The 21,061-nt window shown below is 42.1% G+C and carries 21 protein-coding genes and 2 riboswitches; of the genes, 5 read left to right on the top strand and 16 right to left on the bottom strand.

Annotation, left to right across the window (positions count from 1 at the left end; all coding sequences use genetic code 11):
* The first annotated feature begins 17 nt into the window (after nt 1-17).
* Together NIES593_RS10005 and pssD are read left to right on the top strand one after the other, a co-directional pair.
* Nucleotides 18-1,070 (top strand): glycosyltransferase family 2 protein, encoded by a 1,053-nt coding sequence (locus NIES593_RS10005; protein WP_073599440.1) that lies wholly within the window; start codon nt 18-20, stop codon nt 1,068-1,070.
* 19 nt (nt 1,071-1,089) lie between these two features.
* Nucleotides 1,090-1,542 (top strand): PssD/Cps14F family polysaccharide biosynthesis glycosyltransferase, encoded by a 453-nt coding sequence (pssD, locus tag NIES593_RS10000; RefSeq protein WP_015143007.1) that lies wholly within the window; start codon nt 1,090-1,092, stop codon nt 1,540-1,542.
* Nucleotides 1,543-1,571: 29 nt separating this feature from the next.
* On the opposite strand, the gene NIES593_RS09995 is transcribed toward pssD, so the two are convergent.
* From NIES593_RS09995 to NIES593_RS09920, 16 genes are all read right to left on the bottom strand, one after another.
* Nucleotides 1,572-2,561, bottom strand: a complete 990-nt coding sequence (locus tag NIES593_RS09995) for a methyltransferase domain-containing protein (protein WP_073599439.1) — start codon at nt 2,559-2,561, stop codon at nt 1,572-1,574.
* Between the two features lie 44 nt (nt 2,562-2,605).
* Nucleotides 2,606-2,818, bottom strand: coding sequence for a hypothetical protein (locus NIES593_RS09990; RefSeq protein ID WP_139253667.1), 213 nt, complete (start codon nt 2,816-2,818; stop codon nt 2,606-2,608).
* A 78-nt stretch (nt 2,819-2,896) separates the two neighbouring features.
* Nucleotides 2,897-3,355 carry a hypothetical protein gene (locus tag NIES593_RS09985; RefSeq protein ID WP_073599437.1) on the bottom strand — a complete coding sequence of 153 codons (459 nt, stop codon included), beginning with the start codon at nt 3,353-3,355 and terminating at the stop codon, nt 2,897-2,899.
* Nucleotides 3,298-4,314 (bottom strand): hypothetical protein, encoded by a 1,017-nt coding sequence (locus tag NIES593_RS09980; RefSeq protein WP_073599436.1) that lies wholly within the window; start codon nt 4,312-4,314, stop codon nt 3,298-3,300. The genes NIES593_RS09985 and NIES593_RS09980 overlap by 58 nt, the downstream gene beginning before the upstream one ends.
* A 169-nt stretch (nt 4,315-4,483) precedes the next feature.
* The gene (gene metE / locus NIES593_RS09975; protein WP_073599472.1) at nt 4,484-6,748 is read right to left on the bottom strand and encodes a 5-methyltetrahydropteroyltriglutamate--homocysteine S-methyltransferase; all 2,265 of its coding nucleotides are present in this window, start codon (nt 6,746-6,748) and stop codon (nt 4,484-4,486) included.
* Nucleotides 6,749-7,223: 475 nt separating this feature from the next.
* Nucleotides 7,224-7,371: riboswitch (cobalamin riboswitch) on the bottom strand.
* An 82-nt stretch (nt 7,372-7,453) separates the two neighbouring features.
* Nucleotides 7,454-8,944: a GMC oxidoreductase gene (locus NIES593_RS09970; protein ID WP_073599435.1), complete on the bottom strand. Its 1,491-nt coding sequence runs from the start codon at nt 8,942-8,944 to the stop codon at nt 7,454-7,456.
* A 282-nt stretch (nt 8,945-9,226) separates the two neighbouring features.
* On the bottom strand, nt 9,227-10,168 hold the full coding sequence (locus tag NIES593_RS09965; RefSeq protein WP_139253666.1) for a hypothetical protein: 942 nt from the start codon (nt 10,166-10,168) through the stop codon (nt 9,227-9,229).
* A gap of 85 nt (nt 10,169-10,253) precedes the next feature.
* Nucleotides 10,254-10,781 (bottom strand): cytochrome c oxidase subunit 3, encoded by a 528-nt coding sequence (locus NIES593_RS09960; RefSeq protein WP_342747341.1) that lies wholly within the window; start codon nt 10,779-10,781, stop codon nt 10,254-10,256.
* 131 nt (nt 10,782-10,912) lie between these two features.
* A complete protein-coding gene (gene ctaD, locus NIES593_RS09955; RefSeq protein ID WP_073599433.1) occupies nt 10,913-12,574 on the bottom strand; it encodes a cytochrome c oxidase subunit I in 1,662 nt (553 codons plus the stop codon).
* Between the two features lie 3 nt (nt 12,575-12,577).
* Nucleotides 12,578-13,471 (bottom strand): cytochrome c oxidase subunit II, encoded by an 894-nt coding sequence (locus NIES593_RS09950; protein WP_073599432.1) that lies wholly within the window; start codon nt 13,469-13,471, stop codon nt 12,578-12,580.
* Nucleotides 13,472-13,480: 9 nt separating this feature from the next.
* Nucleotides 13,481-14,056 carry a DUF2231 domain-containing protein gene (locus NIES593_RS09945; RefSeq protein ID WP_073599431.1) on the bottom strand — a complete coding sequence of 192 codons (576 nt, stop codon included), beginning with the start codon at nt 14,054-14,056 and terminating at the stop codon, nt 13,481-13,483.
* Complete coding sequence (locus NIES593_RS09940) at nt 14,056-14,556, bottom strand: DUF2231 domain-containing protein (RefSeq protein ID WP_073599430.1); 501 nt, start codon at nt 14,554-14,556, stop codon at nt 14,056-14,058. The genes NIES593_RS09945 and NIES593_RS09940 overlap by 1 nt, the downstream gene beginning before the upstream one ends.
* Nucleotides 14,557-14,763: 207 nt before the next feature.
* Nucleotides 14,764-15,090, bottom strand: a complete 327-nt coding sequence (locus NIES593_RS09935; RefSeq protein ID WP_073599429.1) for a peptidase — start codon at nt 15,088-15,090, stop codon at nt 14,764-14,766.
* Between the two features lie 1,081 nt (nt 15,091-16,171).
* Nucleotides 16,172-17,416: an ornithine--oxo-acid transaminase gene (gene rocD, locus NIES593_RS09930; RefSeq protein ID WP_073599428.1), complete on the bottom strand. Its 1,245-nt coding sequence runs from the start codon at nt 17,414-17,416 to the stop codon at nt 16,172-16,174.
* Between the two features lie 629 nt (nt 17,417-18,045).
* Nucleotides 18,046-18,324: a type II toxin-antitoxin system RelE/ParE family toxin gene (locus tag NIES593_RS09925; RefSeq protein WP_217651865.1), complete on the bottom strand. Its 279-nt coding sequence runs from the start codon at nt 18,322-18,324 to the stop codon at nt 18,046-18,048.
* A gap of 2 nt (nt 18,325-18,326) precedes the next feature.
* Nucleotides 18,327-18,551 carry a hypothetical protein gene (locus NIES593_RS09920; protein WP_073599426.1) on the bottom strand — a complete coding sequence of 75 codons (225 nt, stop codon included), beginning with the start codon at nt 18,549-18,551 and terminating at the stop codon, nt 18,327-18,329.
* A gap of 298 nt (nt 18,552-18,849) precedes the next feature.
* A riboswitch (cobalamin riboswitch) is annotated at nt 18,850-19,058 on the top strand.
* A 94-nt stretch (nt 19,059-19,152) separates the two neighbouring features.
* On the opposite strand from NIES593_RS09920, the gene NIES593_RS09910 reads away from it, so the two are divergent.
* The 3 genes from NIES593_RS09910 to cbiQ are packed head-to-tail and all read left to right on the top strand — an operon-like array spanning nt 19,153 to nt 21,026.
* Nucleotides 19,153-19,896, top strand: coding sequence for an energy-coupling factor ABC transporter permease (locus tag NIES593_RS09910; RefSeq protein ID WP_073599425.1), 744 nt, complete (start codon nt 19,153-19,155; stop codon nt 19,894-19,896).
* Between the two features lie 6 nt (nt 19,897-19,902).
* Nucleotides 19,903-20,190 (top strand): energy-coupling factor ABC transporter substrate-binding protein, encoded by a 288-nt coding sequence (locus tag NIES593_RS09905; RefSeq protein WP_073599424.1) that lies wholly within the window; start codon nt 19,903-19,905, stop codon nt 20,188-20,190.
* A 47-nt stretch (nt 20,191-20,237) separates the two neighbouring features.
* Nucleotides 20,238-21,026 carry a cobalt ECF transporter T component CbiQ gene (cbiQ, locus tag NIES593_RS09900; protein WP_073599423.1) on the top strand — a complete coding sequence of 263 codons (789 nt, stop codon included), beginning with the start codon at nt 20,238-20,240 and terminating at the stop codon, nt 21,024-21,026.
* Nucleotides 21,027-21,061: the final 35 nt, after the last annotated feature.

Raw genomic sequence — 21,061 nt, 5'->3', positions numbered from 1 at the left:
AATACAGGAAAACGGATATGAAACTCGTCTCAGTCATCGTGCCAGTCTATAACGTCGAGAAATACATCGCTCAAACCATTCGCTCCGTACTCAATCAAACCTACTCTAATTTTGAGCTGATCGTCGTTGACGATGGATCTCCCGATAAAAGTGCCGAGATTTGTCGGCAGTTTCAAGATCCCCGGATTAGAATAATCCATCAAAAAAATCGCGGTTTGGCTGGTGCTCGCAACGCTGGAATCCGCCACGCCAAAGGCGACTATCTCGCTTTCCTCGATGGAGACGATTGCTGGTTGCCCGAAAAACTCGAAAAGCACGTTCAACATTTAGAAGCTTCACCTCATGTTGGCGTTAGCTTCAGTCGCTCCCAATTTATCGACAGCGATGGTAACTCTCTTGGCATTTATCAAATGCCCAAACTCAAGGATATTACACCCGACCATTTACTCTGTCGCAACCCCATTGGTAATGGTTCCGCACCGGTAATTCGTCGTGAAGTCTTTGAAGCCATTCGCTTTCAAAAGAATTTCTATGGAACGATTGAAGATTTCTACTTTGACGAAAGTTTCCGACAGTCAGAGGATATCGAATGCTGGTTTCGGATTGCCATGCAAACCTCCTGGCAAATTGAAGGGATTCCAGATTCTTTAACGCTCTACCGCGTTAATGGAGAAGGACTCTCTGCCAATATTCTTAAGCAATTGGACTCTTGGGAAAAACTGATCGAAAAACATCGCACTGAATTTCCAGAATTAGTCAAACGTTGGGAAAATCCAGCCAGAGCCTACCAACTGCGCTATCTATCTCGTCGTGCCGTTCGTCTCAAAGATGGTCGCATGGCAGTTAAATTAGTTAATCGCGCTCTATTAACTCACTGGCAAATTCTGTTATCCGAACCCCATCGTACTATTTTAACGGCAGGTGCAGCTTACTTACTTCGCTATTTCCCATCATCTCTCTATTCTCGTCTTGAATCGCTGGCTTTGAGGGCAACAGGTTTTCTCCAAAAAGTTAAAATTCTGCGCGAACAACTGCGTTTTTCTTTAACTTTAAACAATTCTGCCTATTAATTTTAGGAGATATAGCACAATGAAAGTTTTATTGGTTTCTTCCAGTGGCGGTCATTTTAATGCTCTACAAAAGTTAAGTGTTTTTTGGGGACAACATGATTGTTGTTGGATAACTTTCCGCACTGATGCAACAGAAACGGCACTTAAAAATAAAAATGTTTACTGGGCTTATAGCCCTACCAATCGCAACTTACCAAATCTCATCCGAAATTTTATTTTAGCGTTTCAAGTAATTTTACAAGAGCGTCCTCAATTAATTTTAACTACAGGTGCAGGCGTTGCCGTTCCCTTCATTATTTTAGGTAAGTTATTGGGCGCTAAAACCGCTTTTGTTGAATCTTTTACGCGAATTAAACAGCTAAGTTTATCAGCTCGATTAGCGATGCCATTTCTCGATGTTGTTTACGTTCACTGGCAACAACTCAAACAGCGTTATGCAAAAGCTGAATTAATTATCTCTAATACGCTTTAAAAACACTCCTAAATTTATCTACTGTTAGTTTACAGCACCAAACTCTCGCCGCTCTGCTCGGAAAAGTTTTCAGGATTTACATCTGCCCGGACAGCGCGGAACATACCAAATCGACAAAGCCCCGTACCAAATGCCAACCGCATCAATAGCAAGGTCGGCACTTCTCGCAAAGATTTAATCAGTCCTACTAGACCAAACTTTAACAATCCTTCTGGTCGTACTACCCCTTGCCAGATAGAATCGAGCCAGGAAGGAAGGGTTTCTTGCGTCCAGTCGGCGGTTGTCACGCTCCCCGCAACCAGTCCGGTGGCGGCTAACAGTTCGGAGAATCCTTCAATGCTGGCAAAAGCTGGATGAGACCACTGATCGAGCAGTTGTCGCATCACCAGGCGCTCCCACCAGTTGAGCGGTTGGGCGCGGTCATCTCGCTGATTCCAGTCAGCAACAACTAGAATCCCACCTGGTTTGAGGACTCGCAGGAGTTCTTTGGCAAACTGAGCTTTATCGGGCATGTGGGGACCTGCCTCAATTGACCAGACTACATCAAAGCTAGCATCAGGAAATGACAGCGCCATTGCATCATCGATCGCAAATTGGACGTTCAGATCTGCGGGCGTGAGTTCTTGGGCACGTTTCACCTGCTGGGGGCTAATAGTAATCCCCGTCACGGCAAATCCATAATCTCGCGCCAAAATTCGACTGCTACCGCCAATACCACAGCCTACATCCAAAACGGTCGTTCCGGTCGGAAGGCGATCTAATCCCCCCCAGCGTACCATTTCATGTACAAAGTCATGTTTTGCTGCGATAAAGTCTTTTCGTTGTGGCGGCGAACCGTAGTGACCCAAATGAATGTGTTCTCCCCAGTAGAACTCTAGAACACCGTCATTCGTCCATTCATCATAGGAATTGGCGACGGAGGCTGAAGATTGATATTTGCGGGCAGCAAGCAAATAAGCTGCAATTCCAACGATCGATAGGATGATCAAAAGACCGATTCCGAAAAATAAGCTGTTCATCGCATTGAGCGTTCCGTAGATTTACCCTAGATAAAATTTTCCCATCAATCCGAGCGATTCATTCTTTGAAGTCGGTCGCTCCGTATCAGACGAGCAATCGCGCTAAAGCCAGACAATACAAGATTATGAATGCCTCGAAGTAGTTGTTCTGGACGGGATTTAACCTGTTGGTTACTTTTGCTAGGAGTCGCTCCTTTAACAAAGGGATGAATCGCAGTGGAAATCTGTCCAGAACGATGAAGATAATATTCTAGCATGATAATTCTTAGTGAAGCTTTAATATGAATCACTGAAATGTTTACTACAAAATTTATAAACTTCTTGTTTATCTTGAATCAATCGCGACATCTTTTTTCTCCTGTCAATAGAGGAGATTGAAGTTGAAATTCTGCCCATTTTTTGCATACTTGTTGATAACATTGTTTGGGTGTAATGGGTAAATTTTTGAGATAAAGAAAACTGGCTCGATCGCCCGATTCTAAAAGCAAAATTGCGTCGGTTTCGGGATTGTAATTATCGACGGACTCAAGAATATGAGCATTCATATGATGACCCTGGAGGATGACCGTATCGGGTGCAGCTAACCAGGCATTTAAGAAAGCAGCCAAACGATTTCGAGAAACAAAATAGGCTTTAAAACTTTCTCCAAATCCGTCGATTAAAGGCGAACTCGTAGTGCAAACAACCGCACCGCGATCGCATTTTAAGTATCCATTCCAGGCGTTGAAACCAATCGCTAGGAGGTTGGTGGCGATAAAATTTTGTTGCCAATCTGAAGGATTTGCTTTCGACATTTGTTACTCCTGTGACTAATTCGCAGACTGACACCAAAAATCCCTGACATCAGAATCCCCAACACAGAAACGGGTTCGGAAACGGTAGCGGCATTAATTACGCCAATGGCTTCTAGGTCAAACCCACCCGAACCAGGAATTGGAGTCTGCCAGGGATCGTAGATTGGACGACCTGCGGTATCGAGAAAGGCACCATTCCCTGGAATATCGACAATGCGAACAAAGTTAATCTTATTGATATCTACTTGTCCTGAAATTACGGTCGGCAGATCAACTAACGTTTCTAAGTCAAAAGGCGTTCCCCAGGAACTTTGAATGAATTCCTCGTCAGAAACGACAATTCCATTGTTGAGGTGCTTTCCTGCCAGATTATAAACATTTGTTGCATCCAGTCGCCCAAACGGCGCTACAGGTTCAGGCGTGAGAGAAGTACTAGGAAAGCGAGCAAAATTGATGCCATCGGTTGACACTTCGACATAAGCAAGTTCGCCAAAAAGACTGCCATCTGAAGCAAAACCAAATCCGTTTTCAAACACGGCAAAATCAAACCCAGTCCCGTTCCGAATCGGGGAGACAAAGGTTAAGGTAATTTCTCCTGGCGAAACTCCTGCGGCAATTTGTTCGGCGGTTAATTCTCCCAAGGAGGCAATGCTGTCAAATACACCTGTCACTTCTCCCAGAGTCTTTTCAGGGGTTTGCCATCGTTTCAATGCGCCTGGCGTTGGTCGATAGTTGGTGAATCCCGCCGCCCAATCTCTAAAAATGGGATTGACAGTGTTGTTGGGAGAGACAACACCTAGACCATCCGAACCAACAAATCCAGGAATGCCCGAATCAATTTTCCCAGGATCGAATGTCGAATTTGAAAATGGACCTGCAACAGCGTTACCGCCTGCGAGTGCCAGATTCAATGTTATCAAAGTCAAGCTAGCTTTTTGGCAAACATTTAAGGATTTCATATTTCATATGAAGATGTTCAAGTTCGTCTTATCTTGCATCTTGCAGCAGTGGCAACAACTGCCAGAAGTCGTATGAAGATGACTTTAAATGTGAGGCAACGATTTTAATCGAAGGGTGGTTCTTGAGAATGGTGAAATCAAGTCAGAATGAAATAATCCTGAGATATGGCTAATGCTGCTTCTGAGTGTCTATTATTTCTTCTCGCAAAACTTTGGTTGCTTCTACCATATTTTTCAAAGCAGGAATGACTTCTTCCCAACGTCGCGTTTTTAGTCCGCAATCGGGATTGACCCAGATTTGTTTGACAGGTAAATTAGCTACTCCGGTCCGCAATTGTTGTAAGATTTGTTCGGGACTGGGAATTGCCGGACTATGAACGTCGTAAACTCCATTACCCACTTGATGGGAATAACCCGCCTCGGTTACTTCAAATAGGGTTTCGTTATTGCTGCGACTGTTTTCTATCGACAGAACGTCAGCATCCAATCGTTCGATGTGCGACATAATATCGCCAAACTCTGAATAACACATATGAGTATGTATTTGAGTTTGTGGTTTTGCGATCGCGCTAGCTAAACGAAATGCATCTACTGCCCACGATAAATAATCATTCCAGCGATCGTACTTCAGTGGCAAACCTTCTCTCAATGCAGGTTCGTCTATCTGAATCATACTTGCACCAGCCGCTTCTAAATCGGCGACTTCTTCCCTCAATGCTAAAGCAATCTGAAAAGCTTGTTCGGCACGAGAAATGTCATCTCTAACATATGACCAATTAATCATCGTTACTGGTCCTGTCAACATCCCTTTGACAGGTTTTTTAGTTAGCGATTGCGCTACTTTAAACTCCCGTACCGTCATCGCAGAAGTACGAACCACATCGCCATAAATAATCGGCGGACGTACATATCGACTCCCATAGCTTTGTACCCATCCATGTTCGGTAAAGGCAAAACCTTGTAACTGCTGACCGAAAAATTCCACCATGTCAGTCCTCTCAAACTCTCCGTGAACGAGGACATCAATGCCAATGTCTTCTTGGAGTTGGATACAGTGGGCAATTTGTGCGTCAATAGCAGCTTGATACTCCTCTTGAGTTATCTCGCCTTTCTTGTAGCGAACTCGCAGTTGTCGCACTTCAGGGGTTTGGGGAAACGAACCAATCGTCGTCGTTGGGAAAGGGGGAAGAGAAACTTGTACCGACTGTCGTTCTTGATAAGATAAGGGACGTTGAAAATCATCAAGTTTGAGGTTTTTTAGTTTCTCTCGAACGGATTTATTCGCTGGACTAAACTGTTTAAAAGCTTCCCAGTTCGTATCAATTAATTCCTCTATTAAGTCTTGTTCGATTCTCGTATTTTCTCCCCCTATTGTTCGTGACAAGAATTTAACTTCTTGGAGTTTTTGTTCGGCAAAACTCAAAATATTTCGTAAGGGTTCGGGCAGTTGTTTTTCTCGTTTGGCGTCATAGGGGACGAACTGTAAAGAAGCTGATGGTTGAATAGAAATATTGGGGATTAAGGTTTTAATTTCTGATAATAAAGGAAGAACTCGATCGGTACGAATTTGCCAGATATTCCTGGCATCAACAATGCCGACTCCTAATCGTTTATCGTGATTCCAACCGTAAGTTTTAATCAAATCTAAATTGCGTCCGCGAGTAAAATCCAAACTAATTGCTGCGACAGGTAAATCTATTACCCAGGGATAGGTTTCTCCTAAGTCATCGAAGTAGGTAACGAGATTAATGAAAATTCCAATGGAAGCTAATCGATTGTAAATCGTTTGAAACTGTTGTTTTAAGGAAACGGCATCGCTCAAAACTAAAACGGGTTCGTGTATTTGTACTTCCTCTATGCCCATATTTTTGATTTCCGTGAGTAGATTGACATAGAGAGGAAGTAACTTTTCTATGGCTTCGTCGATATTAATTTCTAATCGACTCAAACGCAACAAAGTTGAAATTCCTAGAATAATTGGGGTCGCTTTTTTACCTAGTAAACTTTGAGCGCGATCGATAGTTTCTAGAAAGTCGTTAAAATCTGCTGGTAAGATATCTGAACTGATTTCCGGAACGAGGTAATGATAATTGGTATCGAACCATTTGGTCATTTCCAGCGCCGGAATTCCTTCTTTCCCTCGTGCCATTGTAAAGTATCTTTCTAATCCTTCAAATGGTTGAAATCTTTTAGGAATTAATCCCAGACGAATTGCCCAATCTAATACATGATCGTAGAGAGTAGTATCGCCAATACCAATGCGATCGATTTCTTCTTCTAATTGAGTTTTCCAGTTTTTTTCTTCTACTTCTCGGATAGTTTTTTGCAATGATCCTGCATCAATTTTGCTACTCCAAAAAGCTTCTAGCGCTTTCTTGACTTCGCGATTTTTACCGATACGAGGATATCCTAATGTTGCTGTCAAAATCTTCATCGTTTCTCCTAAAAATTGATAAGACAGTTGGCTAGAGTTCGGAGGCATCGCACTCTAAACTATGAAATTTGAACGGTAATATTATTTCTTACCGATCGCTCTAAATAAAATAACGCTAGCGCAAGTCGAACAGACAAGAATTGCGTGTCGATTTTTCATGTCAAAAATGTGGATAAAATAAGCATTCGTACACCTTTTTTATCGGTGCGATCGCATATCTCGATAAATCCAAACATTTGAGTCAGATTAACTAAAAGCTGCCTTCCTTTTCTCTACGTCTAGGCACAAAGACACTACGTCTTTCTACTTGACATAGAGAAAGCAAATTGGCTTATTAAACACAACTCTTAGGCAAGTCTAAGTAGCTATCTTGCTTGAATTTTTAACCTTCGTAGTGCCAGGAAACAGTAGATGGGGTGCTATGATTTTTGGCGATAAAAATCTTTTTAACATCTGTACCTCGCAGATTGTTTTGCAAGTGATTTTAACATTGGCGGGCATTCTGACTGAGAGATTTAAACTCGATCTCATCACAGCTGCGGGACAGCGTCGGATTTACACCGAACTTTCCCCGTTACCTCTAGTAACTGCTCCTTACTAGAACCAATACATAGTTATTATGCTAACACACGCTCGTTTTTTTACAACTGGTTTGAATCAAGTTTTTTTCATGATTTTTCTAACTCGCCAGAATTTAAGATCCAGCTACTTCAATCGCTCAATTAAATGCTCCCCTACTCTTAAAGCATTAGCAATAATTGTTAAAGCAGGACTCACCGCAGCATTAGAAGGAAAGAAACTGCTATCGACCACATAAAGATTATCGAGATCGTGGGTACGACAGTTGAGATCTAAGACTGAAGATTGAGGATCTTCGCCAAAGCGACAAGTACCGCATTGATGCGCCACTACTTGAATCGGGACACTACCATAGGGATGAATTCCACGCGATTGTTTATCCGTAGCTTTTAAAACTTCTTGCCAACGATATAACAAGCGATCGTGCGCTTCTACGTTATTAGGCGTGTAATCTAGATATAATTTAGAACCTTTAACGGTAACTCGATTGTTGGGATTGGGTAAATCTTCCGTTTGCAACCACCAACCAAGAGAACGTTTGGCTAACTGCTTTAAACCAAATCCAGGCATTAATTTAGCTGCAACGGATAAAATCGGCGGCGACTCGGAAAAGATGACATCTTGGAGGATACCGCCTGAATTTTGAATGTGACCCATCGGATAGGTAAAATTCTCGTCTCCCCAGTAAAAATCATTAATGTAAATGGTTCTTTGAAACAATCCAGAGTTAGGTTGAGGGGATTGCTGTAAAATTACTGTCATCAGGTGTTTCATCAGGTTGCGTCCCACCAAATCGGAACTGTTCGCCAATCCTTGAGGATGCTTTTCATTAGCAGAACGCAACAACAATGCTGCTGAATTAATTGCGCCGCAGGCAAGGACGATAATATCTCCCATAAATAGATAAGATTGTCCGTCAATTTCTGTTTCTACCGCTTTAACCGTCGAACCCGAAGAATTAGTGTGCAAACAGACGACTTTAGCACCTGTTTTTAGGGTCACATTATTACTATCCTTGATTGCTGGAGTGACTCCCGTATCTTCTGAGTCAGTTCTTCCTTCATCGCCAATACCGATGGGAAGATAGGCAGGATGCAAACCGTATTTAGAAACGCGATCGCCGATATCCTGTATATTAGATTCGTGTTCAACAGGAGAGAAGGGATAATCTTCGCTGCGAGATGGTTCGGTGGGATCGTCACCTGCCTTACCGTGAGCGCGATAGAGTTTTTCCGCTTCTGTATAATAGGGTTCAAAATCCTGGTATTTCAGTCCCCATTCAGGGGAAATGCCGTCTTGGTGTTGAACTGCTTCAAAATCTTTCTCTCGCATTCGCAGTAGCGCGCCACTATAAATCTTGGTGTTGCCACCGACGGAATAACAAGTTTGAGGATGAAATGGTTCTCCTGCATTGTCGTACCACTGTTCGGGTGCGTGATAATCTTCTTTTTTAAATACTTCTACTTCAACCAATTCGGAACTTTCTTTCTCTAAAAACCCTCCTCGTTCTAAAACTAAAATTTTCTTGCCAGTGGGTGCTAGTTTATGAGTTAGCGTTCCTCCACCTGCACCTGTGCCAACAATAATTACATCGTAGTAGCGATCGTCGATAATCATTTTTTTTGTCCTTTGTCCTTTGTCCTTTGTTATTGGTTATTAGTTATCGATCATTAGTCAATTAAATTATCTAATTCTTTTGCTGCTTGTTCTGTTATTTTGGTTTGCATTTTAAATTTTTCATTGTTATGGTTAATGTTTTATTAATAGCGATATCTTTCTGGATCAAATATTATTTTTTTTCGATCGCATTTGACAAAATCTTGTAAAACTTGTTAATTTTTTAACAAGAATCACTTAATTTGTTCAGAAATAAACATCCTTTTAACAAGAAAATTTGCTTTAAATTAAATCATTAATAAAATCCAAACCCGAATATTTTTTAATTACTTTGTCCCAATTATTAAAGAGATTGAGAGATACGTCTAATCTCTCTAAGTTTCCATTTTCTTGATTCTGTTTATAAATTTCAAAAGCTGATTCTGGAGAACTACCATGACAATAGTATTCAACTTTTTGGCTAAGTGTAGTTTTGGCTTCTTGAAATCTTGAATTTAATTTCTCATTAACTTCTTGATTGACTTTTTCGAGCAGTACAATATATTCTTTAATGAGTTGTCTAATATTCAAGTATTTAGGGTATTTTTGTAATTCTCTTTCAGGGTAATAATTTAATTGTTCTTGAAGATAAATTTTTAAATCTTGAAGAATACTCGATTTTCCTGTTCTTTTAATTTGTTTTGCTATTAATTGCTCAAATACTTTTTCCGCATTAACTGTAAATTCAATTTTTACTTCTGTAGTATTGATATTAGTCGGACTACCAGTTATTGGGTGAGAATGATGTTGTGCATAATTTCTTAATTCCCAAAATAGACTACAGACAATATATCGATCGTGATATTTTTCTTTAATCTGTTTCAAGGTTTTACGTATTTCTTCTTCTTCTAAAAAAAGCTCTCTTTCTTTGTTCTTTTCTTGATAATCGAATAAATCCAAATACGATCTACAAGTAGTAAGTAAATTCATGACAAGTAGATTAAATATGTGTGTGTTTTCAAGGTGAAAAGAACCATTTCTACATTGTTCCCTAAATTTATCAAAATCAGCTTTGGCTTCAATCTCTATTTTATTTATTTCGCTTTCTAGTATCAGAAAGTTTCTTACGATATAGGAAAAAAACTCTTTAACCAAGAGAATATCCCAAGCTAACTTTCGTGCATTGATGATTTTGCGATATTCTGCTTCATCAATTTCTTGCGGTTCTCGAATTTCGGGCAGCACAGGTCGAATTATATAGCTCACAATGATTACTTAGATCGCTCGATTCATACAATCTCTACAAATATAGTCAATACCTCGCCTATATTTACTGCCAGACATAAATCAAAATAAACAAAATAATCCAAATCACATCGACAAAGTGCCAAAACAGCGAGGTTGCCTCTACACCAAATTGTCCTCCTTCATAATTACCAGGAATAAAGGAACGAATCAGCATAATAGCTTGCAGTAGAATGCCCGTGAAAACGTGCAAACCGTGAAAGCCAGTTAGTAAGTAAAACGTTCCTCCGAATACGCCAGAGGTAAAACCAAAGGCAAGGCTGCGCCATTCTACCGCCTGTCCGTAAAGGAAGTAGCTACCCATCGCCATCGTTAGTAGCCAAAACAGTCGAAACCTCCACAGACTTCGACGATGCAGAGATCGTTCGGCGATGTAGATGACAAAACTACTAGAAACTAAAACGACAGTATTTATGGCAGGTTCTTTAATTTCTAAGCCTTCCACTCCAGCAGGAAGCCAGTTAGGAGTTGTGGTTTTGTAAAGAATGTATCCGGCGAAAAAACTAAGGAAAATAATACTTTCTGAAAGCAAAAAGACAATGAAGCCAAACATACTATTGCCTGCTTCATCGTGTTCGTGTTCTGCTGCGATCGCGCGACTCGATGGCGGGAATTCCTCTGATGCGATCGCGCTGTTGGTACTGGTGATAGCTGATTGTTCTTGCATTTTACTCTATTTATTATTCAGTTATGTTCTGGCGCGATCGCAACTAGCGGTTCCGATTTACCATATCCATAAGGTTCTGCTACTACTACGGGAATCTCTTCAAAGTTTTCCACTGGTGGCGGCGAAGCAACTAACCATTCCAAGCCAATTGCCCACCAGGGATTATTTGGGGCGGGTTTGCCAGAAATCCAAGAACTAATTATATTCAACAGGAAAGGTAGGGTGGACATTCCTAACAAAAACGCCCCAATACTAGCCAACACATTCCAGAAAGCAAATTCGGGATCGTAGGAAGCTACCCGTCTGGGCATTCCCATCAACCCGACTGGGTGCATGGGGAGAAAGTTTAAAGTAGTACCGAGAAAAGTTAACCAGAAGTGGAGTTTACCCAAGCCTTCGTAGTACATTTTCCCAGTCATTTTAGGAAACCAGTGATAAATGGCTGCATACATTCCAAAGACAACTGCACCGTAAATGACGTAGTGAAAGTGTCCGACGACAAAATAGGTATTGTTGACGTGAATATCGATGGGAACTGATGCCAGCATGATTCCGGTAATGCCCGCAAAGACAAAGTTAATCATCCCTCCTAAGGCAAATAGCATCGGCGTATCGAGGCGCAGTTTTCCTCCCCAAATTGTGGCAGTCCAAGCAAACACCTTAATTCCTGTGGGAACGGAAATTAACATAGTCGAAAACATGAAAATCATCCGCATCCATCCAGGCGTACCACTGGCAAACATGTGATGCACCCAGACAATTCCACTCAACCCCGTAATGATTAAAGAAGAAACTGCGACTACTTTGTAACCAAATAGAGGTTTGCGAGCGTAGACGGGAAATATTTCCGAAAAAACGCCAAATATCGGCAGAATAATCACATAAACGGCGGGATGGGAATAGAACCAGAAAAAGTGCTGGAACAGAATCGGGTTGCCACCTTTAGCGGGATCGAAGAAAGCCGTTCCAAAAGTGAGATCGCACAGCAACATGACTGCCCCGGCGGTAAGGGCAGGTAGTCCAAACAGTTGAATAATTTGGGCACTCAATACCGTCCAAACAAAGATAGGCATCCGAAACCAGGTCATTCCTGGGGCGCGCATTTTGGCAATGGTAGTGACAAAATTAACTGCGCCCATAATCGAGGAAACCCCAGAAATTGCCACCGCTAAAATCCAAAGAAATTGACCGTTAAGTAACTGTCCGCTTGGATTTTGGAGACTGACGGGGGGATACGCCCACCATCCCGATTGGGAGGGTCCACCAGGGACTAAAAAGCTTAAGATAAATAAAATGCCGACGACAGGAACCATCCAGAATGCAGCTGCATTGAGGCGAGGAAAAGCCATATCCCTTGCCCCAATCATCAGCGGGACTAGATAGTTTCCCAATCCCACCAGTGCCGGAAACGTCCAGCCAAATAACATGATCGTTCCGTGCATGGTAAATAAAGCATTATATACCGCGCGATCGAGCAAATCTGCTTCTGGGGTAATCAGTTCTCCTCGCATAATCATGGCGAAAATGCCACCGATGAGGAAGAACACGAAAGATGTAACCAAGTACTGTATCCCAATTACTTTGTGGTCGGTGCTAAAGCTGAAATAGTGTCGCCAATGGGGAGGTAGTTCGGGGACGCGCGATCGCTGTTGTGAACTTTCCGATAAAATCTGAGTCATGGGTTAAGGATGATAGTTGACTAGAGGTGCTTCGACAGGAACAATGGTTGCCCAAGCGGATTTCTCTCTGAGGGCATATTCTGCGGCAGCTTGATTGGGGGCAGGAGAAGGTTCGAGGGTAGCAGCTTGTGTCAGCCACTTCTGGTAATCTTCGAGGGATTCAACCACGACATCTGTCTGCATTGCTGCAAAATAAGTACCGCTATATTGAGAATCGCGCAGTCGATATTTACCGAGGCGAATGGGCGTAAATTCCAAGTCGATGGTGCGTTGGGGGATAATATCTTGCTTGACTCGAAACGCCGGAATGTAAAAGCCGTGTATTACATCTTGCGATCGCAAAGCCAAACGAACGCGACGATTGACGGGTAAGTGTAGTTCGCTGCTGGTAATATCTTTCTCTGGATAGTGGAAAACCCAAGCCCACTGTTTCGCGGTTACATCAATATTTTCAATGGGTTCGACCGTTTCATCCATTGGCGCAGCATAGGCGGGTTCCATTTCCATCGGCATGTGCAGGTGGGCAATTTCCATCGGACCTTTAATTGCCATCTTTTCATAGGTTTGATAGCTGTAGGTAGCAATCCAAAATACCAGTAGCAAAGGAATCGCCGTCCAAACTACTTCTAGGGTGACATTGCCTTCAATGGGCGGTCCATCGCTGATATCGTATCTCCCTGCCCGATAAAAGATAACCGAATAAATGACTACTCCCGTAACGCCAAGAAAGATAAATGCGCCCAGGGTTACTAAAAAGCTAAATAAATTATCCACCAATTGGGATTCGGCAGACGCTTGAGGAGGAAGCCAGTAGTATGCCTGCCGTCCAATCCACAGACTGACGGCGGTTAAAATAAGGGCGATCGCTATCAGCGTCAAAATTCTTTTCAGTTTCACGACAAAACCTCACTTGAGTAGCGTATTGGGGTTTTGTCCCATTCGCAACAAATTACCCGCCGTATTATGAACGCCAAACTCAGCAGCTAATTGCGCTCCCAATGTGCCATGAAGGTACATCAGAAACATAATAACCAATCCTACTAACAGATAGCTCCACTGCACTTGTTGGCTAGTATCGCTGCGCCAAAGATAACGTTGAAAGCCTCGCCAGACAGTCATGCCTGCGATCGCTGCTAACAAGATAACCCCTCCGACACCATGCCAGAGCATTGTTTCCATGGCATCCAAACCCCAAGCACTCTCGATCTCCGTCGGCGGATCTGCCAGCATGATTTCATAGAACCCGGCGGTTACGGTAAAAAAGGTCGCGATCGCCGAAGCCAGCATATTGTACCAACCCACATCAAAGAAATTGGAACGAGTCGCAGAAATTGCTAGATACTTGAAAATAGGTTTTTCAAAGGGAAACAGCACTCCAACAATGTCGAAGGCAATGCCAATGATAAACAGTCCTAGAGTTAGATGTACTAAATTCGGATGAATGGGAATAGGGTAGGGCAGTCCGTTAGCACCTAAGCTCATTACAAAATTCCCTCCTTGACAGCTTCTACCACTGGGACTGTATGCAGCCCATATACCCAAACCAGTTCGTCGCCGAGATATACTTGGAATAACACCAGACAGGTTAAGAAAAAACCCGTCCCCAGATAGGCAACTGGGATAGTTTTCCGATCGCGCAACCGAATTACGTACCGCCAACCCGTAATCGCCGCAAGAATTCCCGAAAGGGACCAACCAATCAGGGTATGTAAATTTAGCACTGGTTCGACGGCATCGTAAGCTAGTGCCAGTCCCGCTTCAATTTGACCAAAGATAATGGCAATAAAGATGGAAATTGTCGCAAAAAACATATTCCACCAACTCACCTCGTACAGCTTTTCGTTACGGGTGAAATAGCCAAGAACATCGCACAAAAAAGCAAACAACACCATTGCAATAACAAAATGAACCACAATGGGATGAATGGTGTCGGCATAGGGTAAATTGTGGTCGTTAAGAGGTGGCAGAAGATTCTCAAACATGGTATTTTCCTACACAAATTACCCAAGGGTTTCAACAGAATAGTCGTTTTTCTTTCGATCTCAAGATATAAATTGAGGAAGCTTGCTTCTGTATGATAATCAGCAAAAAAAGATTGAGATAGCAGATTTTCAGATTTATTTAATTTATTGGCAAAATTTTGACAAAATTTTTGACATTTGACAAATTTGTTAATCTAGTTATGGAAGCTAGCGATCGCCAGAGGTTTCTTGTTTTGAAGCGGTTAACTGTCGGAACCAGTCTGCCCTACTCAGATTTTGCCAGACCATGACGCAGCCAGTAATTAGCATCCACAATAGCCCCAAACCGTTAAGCAAAACATAGATCGGCTCTAGTGTAGCTCCTAAATATTCCCCTTCGTGAATCGACATCAGGATGTGAACCCGATCTCTGGAAAGTCCAAACCAACTTCTTCCCAATCGATAGGCTACTCCAGTGAATACTGTAATCGTCAGAGGTAACAGAACAATTGGTGCAACAGTGCGGTGGAGTCGGCGAAATTGACGAATGTCCATTAAATGGTGACGGTAGCACTAATGTAAACACAAACGATTAAAGTCATTAGTAACAAGATCCAAAATAGCTGCTTTTGAGTCACTGTTTTTTTGGGCATTTCTAGATACGCGATCGTTCATAACAATTGGTAAAGTGAAAGCTTAATTAAATCGGATAATGCAAATGTCCAAAATATTGAATCTTTCTGGTTAAAAAATTAATTTTTAAGTTCATTATTCATGTTTTTGAAAACGAGAGCGGGATGAGTTAAGTTTTTGCTCGGGAGATTTCTAAGAAAACTGATAACCTCTACCTAAAGATCTTGTCAAAAGACTATTTGTCAAACTTAAATGAGCAAAAACGCCAGAAATTTTCCAAAGATTCGCGGTAGTTATGGGATGCTTAGCTGCGTTAGCGATCGCAATCGTTGGCTAGAAATAGAAATAGTAGAATCTTTTTGGTGACGCTTGGAAATTTTTGTCATTGCCCAGTCTATTTCTTCAGTAGAAATTACTCAGAAATTACTCACGGTGAAGTTGTGCGGCGGCAGATAACCTAACCTTGACTACCCACCGATAACCCTTGTACCGTCTGCTCCAATGACTTGTTAGCTGACTGACTACGGGGATTTCGGCTTGACTTCAAATTCCAATTTAGAACGATAGAAGCAAACATCAAATTCAAGAAAGAAATATCGTCTGTCCCAGGATTAATGGCGTATTTGGACGTTTCACCCATGCAAAGAGTAATTCGGCAGGGTTATTTCATTCTGATTGCAGTTGACCAAGAAATGAATTTGACGAGCGACCCCGCGCTGCCGTTAGGCGCATCTGGTAGCGCGAGTTGACTCAAAATTTAAGTCCGTTTAAACGGATTTAAGGTATTAGACAGAGAATTTATTCTCTGGCTTTCGAGAATGAAATAGCCCTGCTCGACTAGCTCCAGAGAGCGAGTTAGCCACAAACAAAAACGGGGGTGAGCCAATTTCTGATACCACTTCTCTCTTTTTCCCCTTTGCTCTCTCTCTCAGATTACCGAAAACTTAATTAATCGAGGTGCCCTATTGTAAATTGGCATTTTCTGCTGTTTAACAGCATATATTTACGCTGTCAGGATTTTAGAGATTCTCTCCATTGCCCAATCTATTTCTTCAGTAGAAATTACCAAAGGTGGAGCAAAACGGATCACGTTATCTCGTGTCTCTTTTGCAAGTAATCCTTCTTTGGCTAAGGCTTTACAAAAGCGTCGCGCACCGCCAGCTTCTGGATGTAACTCCACCCCAATTAGCAAGCCTTTCCCCCGTACTTGTTTGATATAAGGACTATTTAGCGATCGCAATTTTTTCTGAAAATATTCACCAATAATTGCTGCTCTTTCTGATAAATTTTCTTCGACAATAACATCCAAAGCAGCATTGCCAATCGCAGCAGCTAAAGGATTTCCGCCAAAAGTACTCCCATGATCTCCAGGATTAAAGATCTCCATTACTTCTTGAGTAGAAATAAAGGCAGAGATGGGATAAAATCCCCCCGATAAAGCTTTTCCTACTGTAATACCATCTGGTTTGACATCTTCGTATTGATGGGCAAACATTTTCCCCGTTCTTCCCAACCCAGTTTGAATTTCATCTAAAATTAGTAAAACTTGATTGTCTCGACAGATTTGTTCGGCTGCCTTTAAAAATCCCGCAGGCGGAACAATAATTCCTCCCTCTCCCTGAATTGGTTCGACTAAAAAAGCTGCTGTATGAGGTGTAATTGCTTTTACAAGAGCCTCGACATCGCCAAAAGGAATGACTTTAAACCCAGGGGTAAAAGGACCAAAACCCTCTTTATACTGAGCTTCTGTCGAAAAACTAACGATCCCGATTGTCCGTCCGGCAAAGTTATTATCGCAGACAATAATTTCTGCTTGATTCTCTGGTATTCCCTTAATTTGATAAGCCCATTTTCTGACGGCTTTGAGAGCAGTTTCCACTGCTTCGGCACCGCTATTCATCGGCAAGACTTTGGGCAATCCAGAAATTTGAGCTAGTTTTTGATAGAATGCTCCCAACTGGTCGTTACGAAAAGCACGAGAAGTCAAAGTAACTTTGCTAGCTTGTTCTACCATTGCTTGCAAGATTTTGGGATGACAATGACCCTGATTTAAAGCCGAGTAAGCACTCAGAAAATCTAAGTATTGATCACCTTCTATATCCCATACCCAAACGCCTTTTCCTTTAGCAATAACAACGTCTAAAGGATGATAATTGTTTGCCCCATACTTTGATTCTAAGTCGATGTAATATTGGGTCTTTTGAGAGTAAATTTCCTGCTCTTGTAGAAGAATATTAGTTATTGACATAGTTTTTAATTGTTTCCTCGATCTTTAAAAATTAGACAAGAGATGTTTAGGCTGTGGTTTCAGAATTTAGCCTGACTAATCGCTAGTGTAGGTGTAGACTTGAGTAAGCTAATTTACCCGCAACTTGCGACTATATTTTTTTGAGAGCCAACTAAAAAGTGGAATTTAAGGTAACAGCCAATAGCTTTTAGCTACGAACCTTATTTCTATCGGTTTCATACTTTAGATCGGCAACGCCCTTTGTAGAGAAAAGACTCGCTGCCTATCAGAAACAGCTTAAATTTATTGATGCGAGGTGAAACCAGTCACCCATTCTGTCTGAATGTAGAATTTAGCTGCGACAAAAAGCAGCAGTAAAAATTGCCAAGATTTTCTCAAAACTAATAAACCGCTCATCCGTTCCTCGCGGATTGAACATTATTAATACTTCTTTAAGACAATATCATCTCTTGTTTAATTGGCAAATCCCACGGGGGGGCTTTTGTCATGAATTTAGATAATGCTGCGAGCGATCGCGTTTAATTTTAATCTGATTCTCCTCACTATTGCGATCGCTTTTTACAAGTAGAGTTTACCGAATAAAGTTAAAACTTTCTAATCATAACCAATTTTTGTCCTTATCCTCGTACTTAGTAGACTTCGTCGTGCGTATCTACATCAACTAAGACAATTGCTTCTTCTTCCTCATCCTCCAGTTTCTGAAAATAAAAGACAATCCTAAAGTCATATTCTACAGAGCAAGACCAAAGCCCTTGAAGTTCGCCTTGAAGCTTGTGGGCTTTGAGGATAGGGGAAAATGGATCGATCTCTAGCTGACTTAGAGTTTCTAAAACTTTGGCTTGAAGTTTAGGACGATTTTTACAACAGCGTTTAAGGGCGCGACGAAAACTTTTGTCAAAAATTAGCACCCTTATTCTTCATCCTCAAATATAGCCTCCATCAATTCACTAGCCGTACCTCTTTGAGCTTTACCATTTCTGACAGCTTGCATTGTTGACTTGGCGTTTTGAGCAATTTCTTGGCGACGTTTAGCAATGCGACGTTTATAGATTAAGTCAAATAATAAATCTTGCTCCTCTTCTGAAAGAGCTTCTACAGACTCAATGATTGTTTGGAAAGTAGAAGATTGAGGCATAAACGATATCAAATTTTTTATATATCTTACAATTTTAATCCGATCGCATTTGCTAAAGCGGTGATGAGATAGCACTTAAACCCAAATTTCCTGCTCGCTCTTTGCTTCCAGCGCACGATCGCTGCGGTAGCGTCGATCTCGAAATCGTGCGGGGCAATGAACTCAAAATCAAGGAAATGGAGGTAGATGACCTATGTGCGTAACCTGTGGCCTTAAAAAGCTATCGAGCAAGCTTGAAACTGGTAAGATGTTGCTTTAAGTAACGGCGATCGCTCGCAATTCTCCGACAGTGATAGAGTTAAAAATAAATTGAGTTGGTTCTGGCGGGGAACAGCCGCTAGAGGAAACGGGGAAAGTTTGGTGCAAATCCAACGCTGTCCCGCAACTGTGATTCGATTTTGAATTGCAGATTTTAGATTGGCGATTACCTATCGCTCGAGCCAAAAATCAGCAATTATCGTGTCGAAATCGATGAGTCAGGATGCCCGCCAACTTGTATCGATTCCATTGAGTTATCTGCGAGGTACAGATGCAATCTAATTGGCGACGATATTTATCCGTGCTGTCTTGCCTTGGCGGGTTTTTGCAAGGAGTACGGTAGATGAAAAAACGTAAAGTATTACACCTTGCCAGTATGGCAGGGTTGAGTGCTTATTTAGTTGTTGGTGCTGCTGCACCCGCTCGAGCAATGCACATTGCCGAAGGATTTCTGCCCGTACAGTGGGCGGTGTTTTGGTGGGTTGTAGCATTGCCGTTTTTCCTGTTCGGTTTGCGATCGCTTTTACGGATTACCAAAGAACATCCAGAACTCAAGCTTTTACTTGCCCTAGCAGGAGCATTTACCTTTGTTTTATCTGCCTTAAAAATACCATCAGTGACGGGCAGTTGCTCTCACCCGACAGGAACTGGACTGGGGACGATTCTCTTTGGTCCTTCAGTGATGACCGTGTTGGGAGGATTGGTGCTTTTGTTTCAAGCCCTCTTACTAGCCCACGGCGGTTTAACTACCTTAGGCGCAAATATGTTTTCTATGGCAATTGTCGGACCATTCGTCGCTTATGGAATTTATAACCTCTTCAAAACTGGAAATCAAAAGCTGGCAATCTTTCTAGCAGCAGCCTTAGCCGACTTGCTCACTTATGTAATCACTTCGATTCAATTGGCACTGGCTTTTCCAGCAGCAGTGGGAGGAGTTTGGGCAGCATTCCTCAAATTTGCAGGAATTTTTGCTGTTACGCAAGTTCCACTGGCAGTTACCGAAGGATTGCTGACCCTACTGGTGTGGAACTGGTTACAGGAATACAACCGAGAAGAATTAGCCACTTTAAAGTTAATCAGAAATTAGAGCCAGATGAATAGACCGCCCCTAGCGCGACAGAATTGGTATATCGCGATCGCCGTTATTGCCCTAGCCATCATCCCCCTCATCTTTGTAAGGGGGAAATACGAAGGTGCAGACGGTCAAGCCGAATCAGCGATCGCCGAAATTAGCCCTACCTACGAACCTTGGTTTCAGCCTCTATTTGAGCCGGCTAGCAGCGAAATTGAAAGCCTCTTGTTTGCCTCCCAAGCAGCAATAGGGGCAGGAGTCATCGGGTATGTCATTGGTTTATCTAAAGGGCGAAACCAAAACAAGTAATTAACAAGTAATTTACCAATTACCAATTACCTATTACTTAATTATTCATGCACCTATGGCTCGATCGCCTGTCCCATAACAATCGCTTGCGGTATTTACCTCCAGAACATAAATTAGGATTCGCTTTAGTCGTGCTAGCGATCGCCCTAGTCGCCCGTCCGCCCGTACAAATTGCGATCTCTTTATGGATGAGTGTTTGGATTGTTGGTTATGCTCGAATTCCCGTTAAAGTTTATGGACAAATGCTGGCTTTAGCAATCTGGTTTTGGGCAACAAGCATCCCTGCATTAATAATCTCTGGTGTAGCTGTCTCAGCGCGGGCATCAATTCAAGGGGATATTATATCTGGATCGACCATTGGCTCTTATTATTTTTATCTCAGCCATCAGGGTTTTGTCCAAGCAGCTTTAATTTTCACCCGCACCATTGCCACAGTTTCTTGTCTATACTTTGTCTTATTCACGACTCCGTTGACAGAATTATTACAAGTATTGCGTCGTCTTGGCTGTCCTGTTGTGTTAACAGAGCTATTACTATTGATGTATCGATTTATCTTTATCCTGTTATCGACAGCTAGCGAAATCTGGATTGCCCAACAATCGCGCAATGGGTATCCTACCCGCCGACGATGGATTTACAGTCTTAGTCTACTGACAAAGCAATTATTTCAAAAAACCATGGAACATTATCGACAATTTATCCTTTCTACAGCAGCAAGAGGATTTAATGGAGAGTTTCGAGTTTGGTCGTCCCAGTGCTGTGTTCCTTCTCCACGGTACGCAATTGAAGCGAGTATTGGTTGTCTGATTTTGATAATTGGTAATTTTCTATTTTGAATAACTAACCCTTTAACCCTTGCCCAGCCTTAAAA

The organism is Hydrococcus rivularis NIES-593 (assembly GCF_001904635.1).
Taxonomy (GTDB): domain Bacteria; phylum Cyanobacteriota; class Cyanobacteriia; order Cyanobacteriales; family Microcystaceae; genus Hydrococcus; species Hydrococcus rivularis.
The sequence above is the reverse complement of the archived record's forward strand: the minus strand, read 5'-3'. Positions and strand labels throughout refer to the sequence as shown.

Excerpts from the sequence above, each read along its gene's own strand:
- NIES593_RS10005 (WP_073599440.1), top strand. The coding sequence starts at position 18 with ATGAAACTCGTCTCAGTCATCGTGCCAGTCTATAACGTCGAGAAATAC.
- pssD (WP_015143007.1), top strand. The coding sequence starts at position 1,090 with ATGAAAGTTTTATTGGTTTCTTCCAGTGGCGGTCATTTTAATGCTCTA.
- NIES593_RS09995 (WP_073599439.1), bottom strand. The coding sequence starts at position 2,561 with ATGAACAGCTTATTTTTCGGAATCGGTCTTTTGATCATCCTATCGATC.
- NIES593_RS09990 (WP_139253667.1), bottom strand. The coding sequence starts at position 2,818 with ATGCTAGAATATTATCTTCATCGTTCTGGACAGATTTCCACTGCGATT.
- NIES593_RS09985 (WP_073599437.1), bottom strand. The coding sequence starts at position 3,355 with ATGTCGAAAGCAAATCCTTCAGATTGGCAACAAAATTTTATCGCCACC.
- NIES593_RS09980 (WP_073599436.1), bottom strand. The coding sequence starts at position 4,314 with ATGAAATCCTTAAATGTTTGCCAAAAAGCTAGCTTGACTTTGATAACA.
- metE (WP_073599472.1), bottom strand. The coding sequence starts at position 6,748 with ATGAAGATTTTGACAGCAACATTAGGATATCCTCGTATCGGTAAAAAT.
- NIES593_RS09970 (WP_073599435.1), bottom strand. The coding sequence starts at position 8,944 with ATGATTATCGACGATCGCTACTACGATGTAATTATTGTTGGCACAGGT.
- NIES593_RS09960 (WP_342747341.1), bottom strand. The coding sequence starts at position 10,781 with ATGTTTGGCTTCATTGTCTTTTTGCTTTCAGAAAGTATTATTTTCCTT.
- ctaD (WP_073599433.1), bottom strand. The coding sequence starts at position 12,574 with ATGACTCAGATTTTATCGGAAAGTTCACAACAGCGATCGCGCGTCCCC.
- NIES593_RS09945 (WP_073599431.1), bottom strand. The coding sequence starts at position 14,056 with ATGAGCTTAGGTGCTAACGGACTGCCCTACCCTATTCCCATTCATCCG.
- NIES593_RS09940 (WP_073599430.1), bottom strand. The coding sequence starts at position 14,556 with ATGTTTGAGAATCTTCTGCCACCTCTTAACGACCACAATTTACCCTAT.
- NIES593_RS09935 (WP_073599429.1), bottom strand. The coding sequence starts at position 15,090 with ATGGACATTCGTCAATTTCGCCGACTCCACCGCACTGTTGCACCAATT.
- rocD (WP_073599428.1), bottom strand. The coding sequence starts at position 17,416 with ATGTCAATAACTAATATTCTTCTACAAGAGCAGGAAATTTACTCTCAA.
- NIES593_RS09920 (WP_073599426.1), bottom strand. The coding sequence starts at position 18,551 with ATGCCTCAATCTTCTACTTTCCAAACAATCATTGAGTCTGTAGAAGCT.
- NIES593_RS09910 (WP_073599425.1), top strand. The coding sequence starts at position 19,153 with ATGAAAAAACGTAAAGTATTACACCTTGCCAGTATGGCAGGGTTGAGT.
- NIES593_RS09905 (WP_073599424.1), top strand. The coding sequence starts at position 19,903 with ATGAATAGACCGCCCCTAGCGCGACAGAATTGGTATATCGCGATCGCC.
- cbiQ (WP_073599423.1), top strand. The coding sequence starts at position 20,238 with ATGCACCTATGGCTCGATCGCCTGTCCCATAACAATCGCTTGCGGTAT.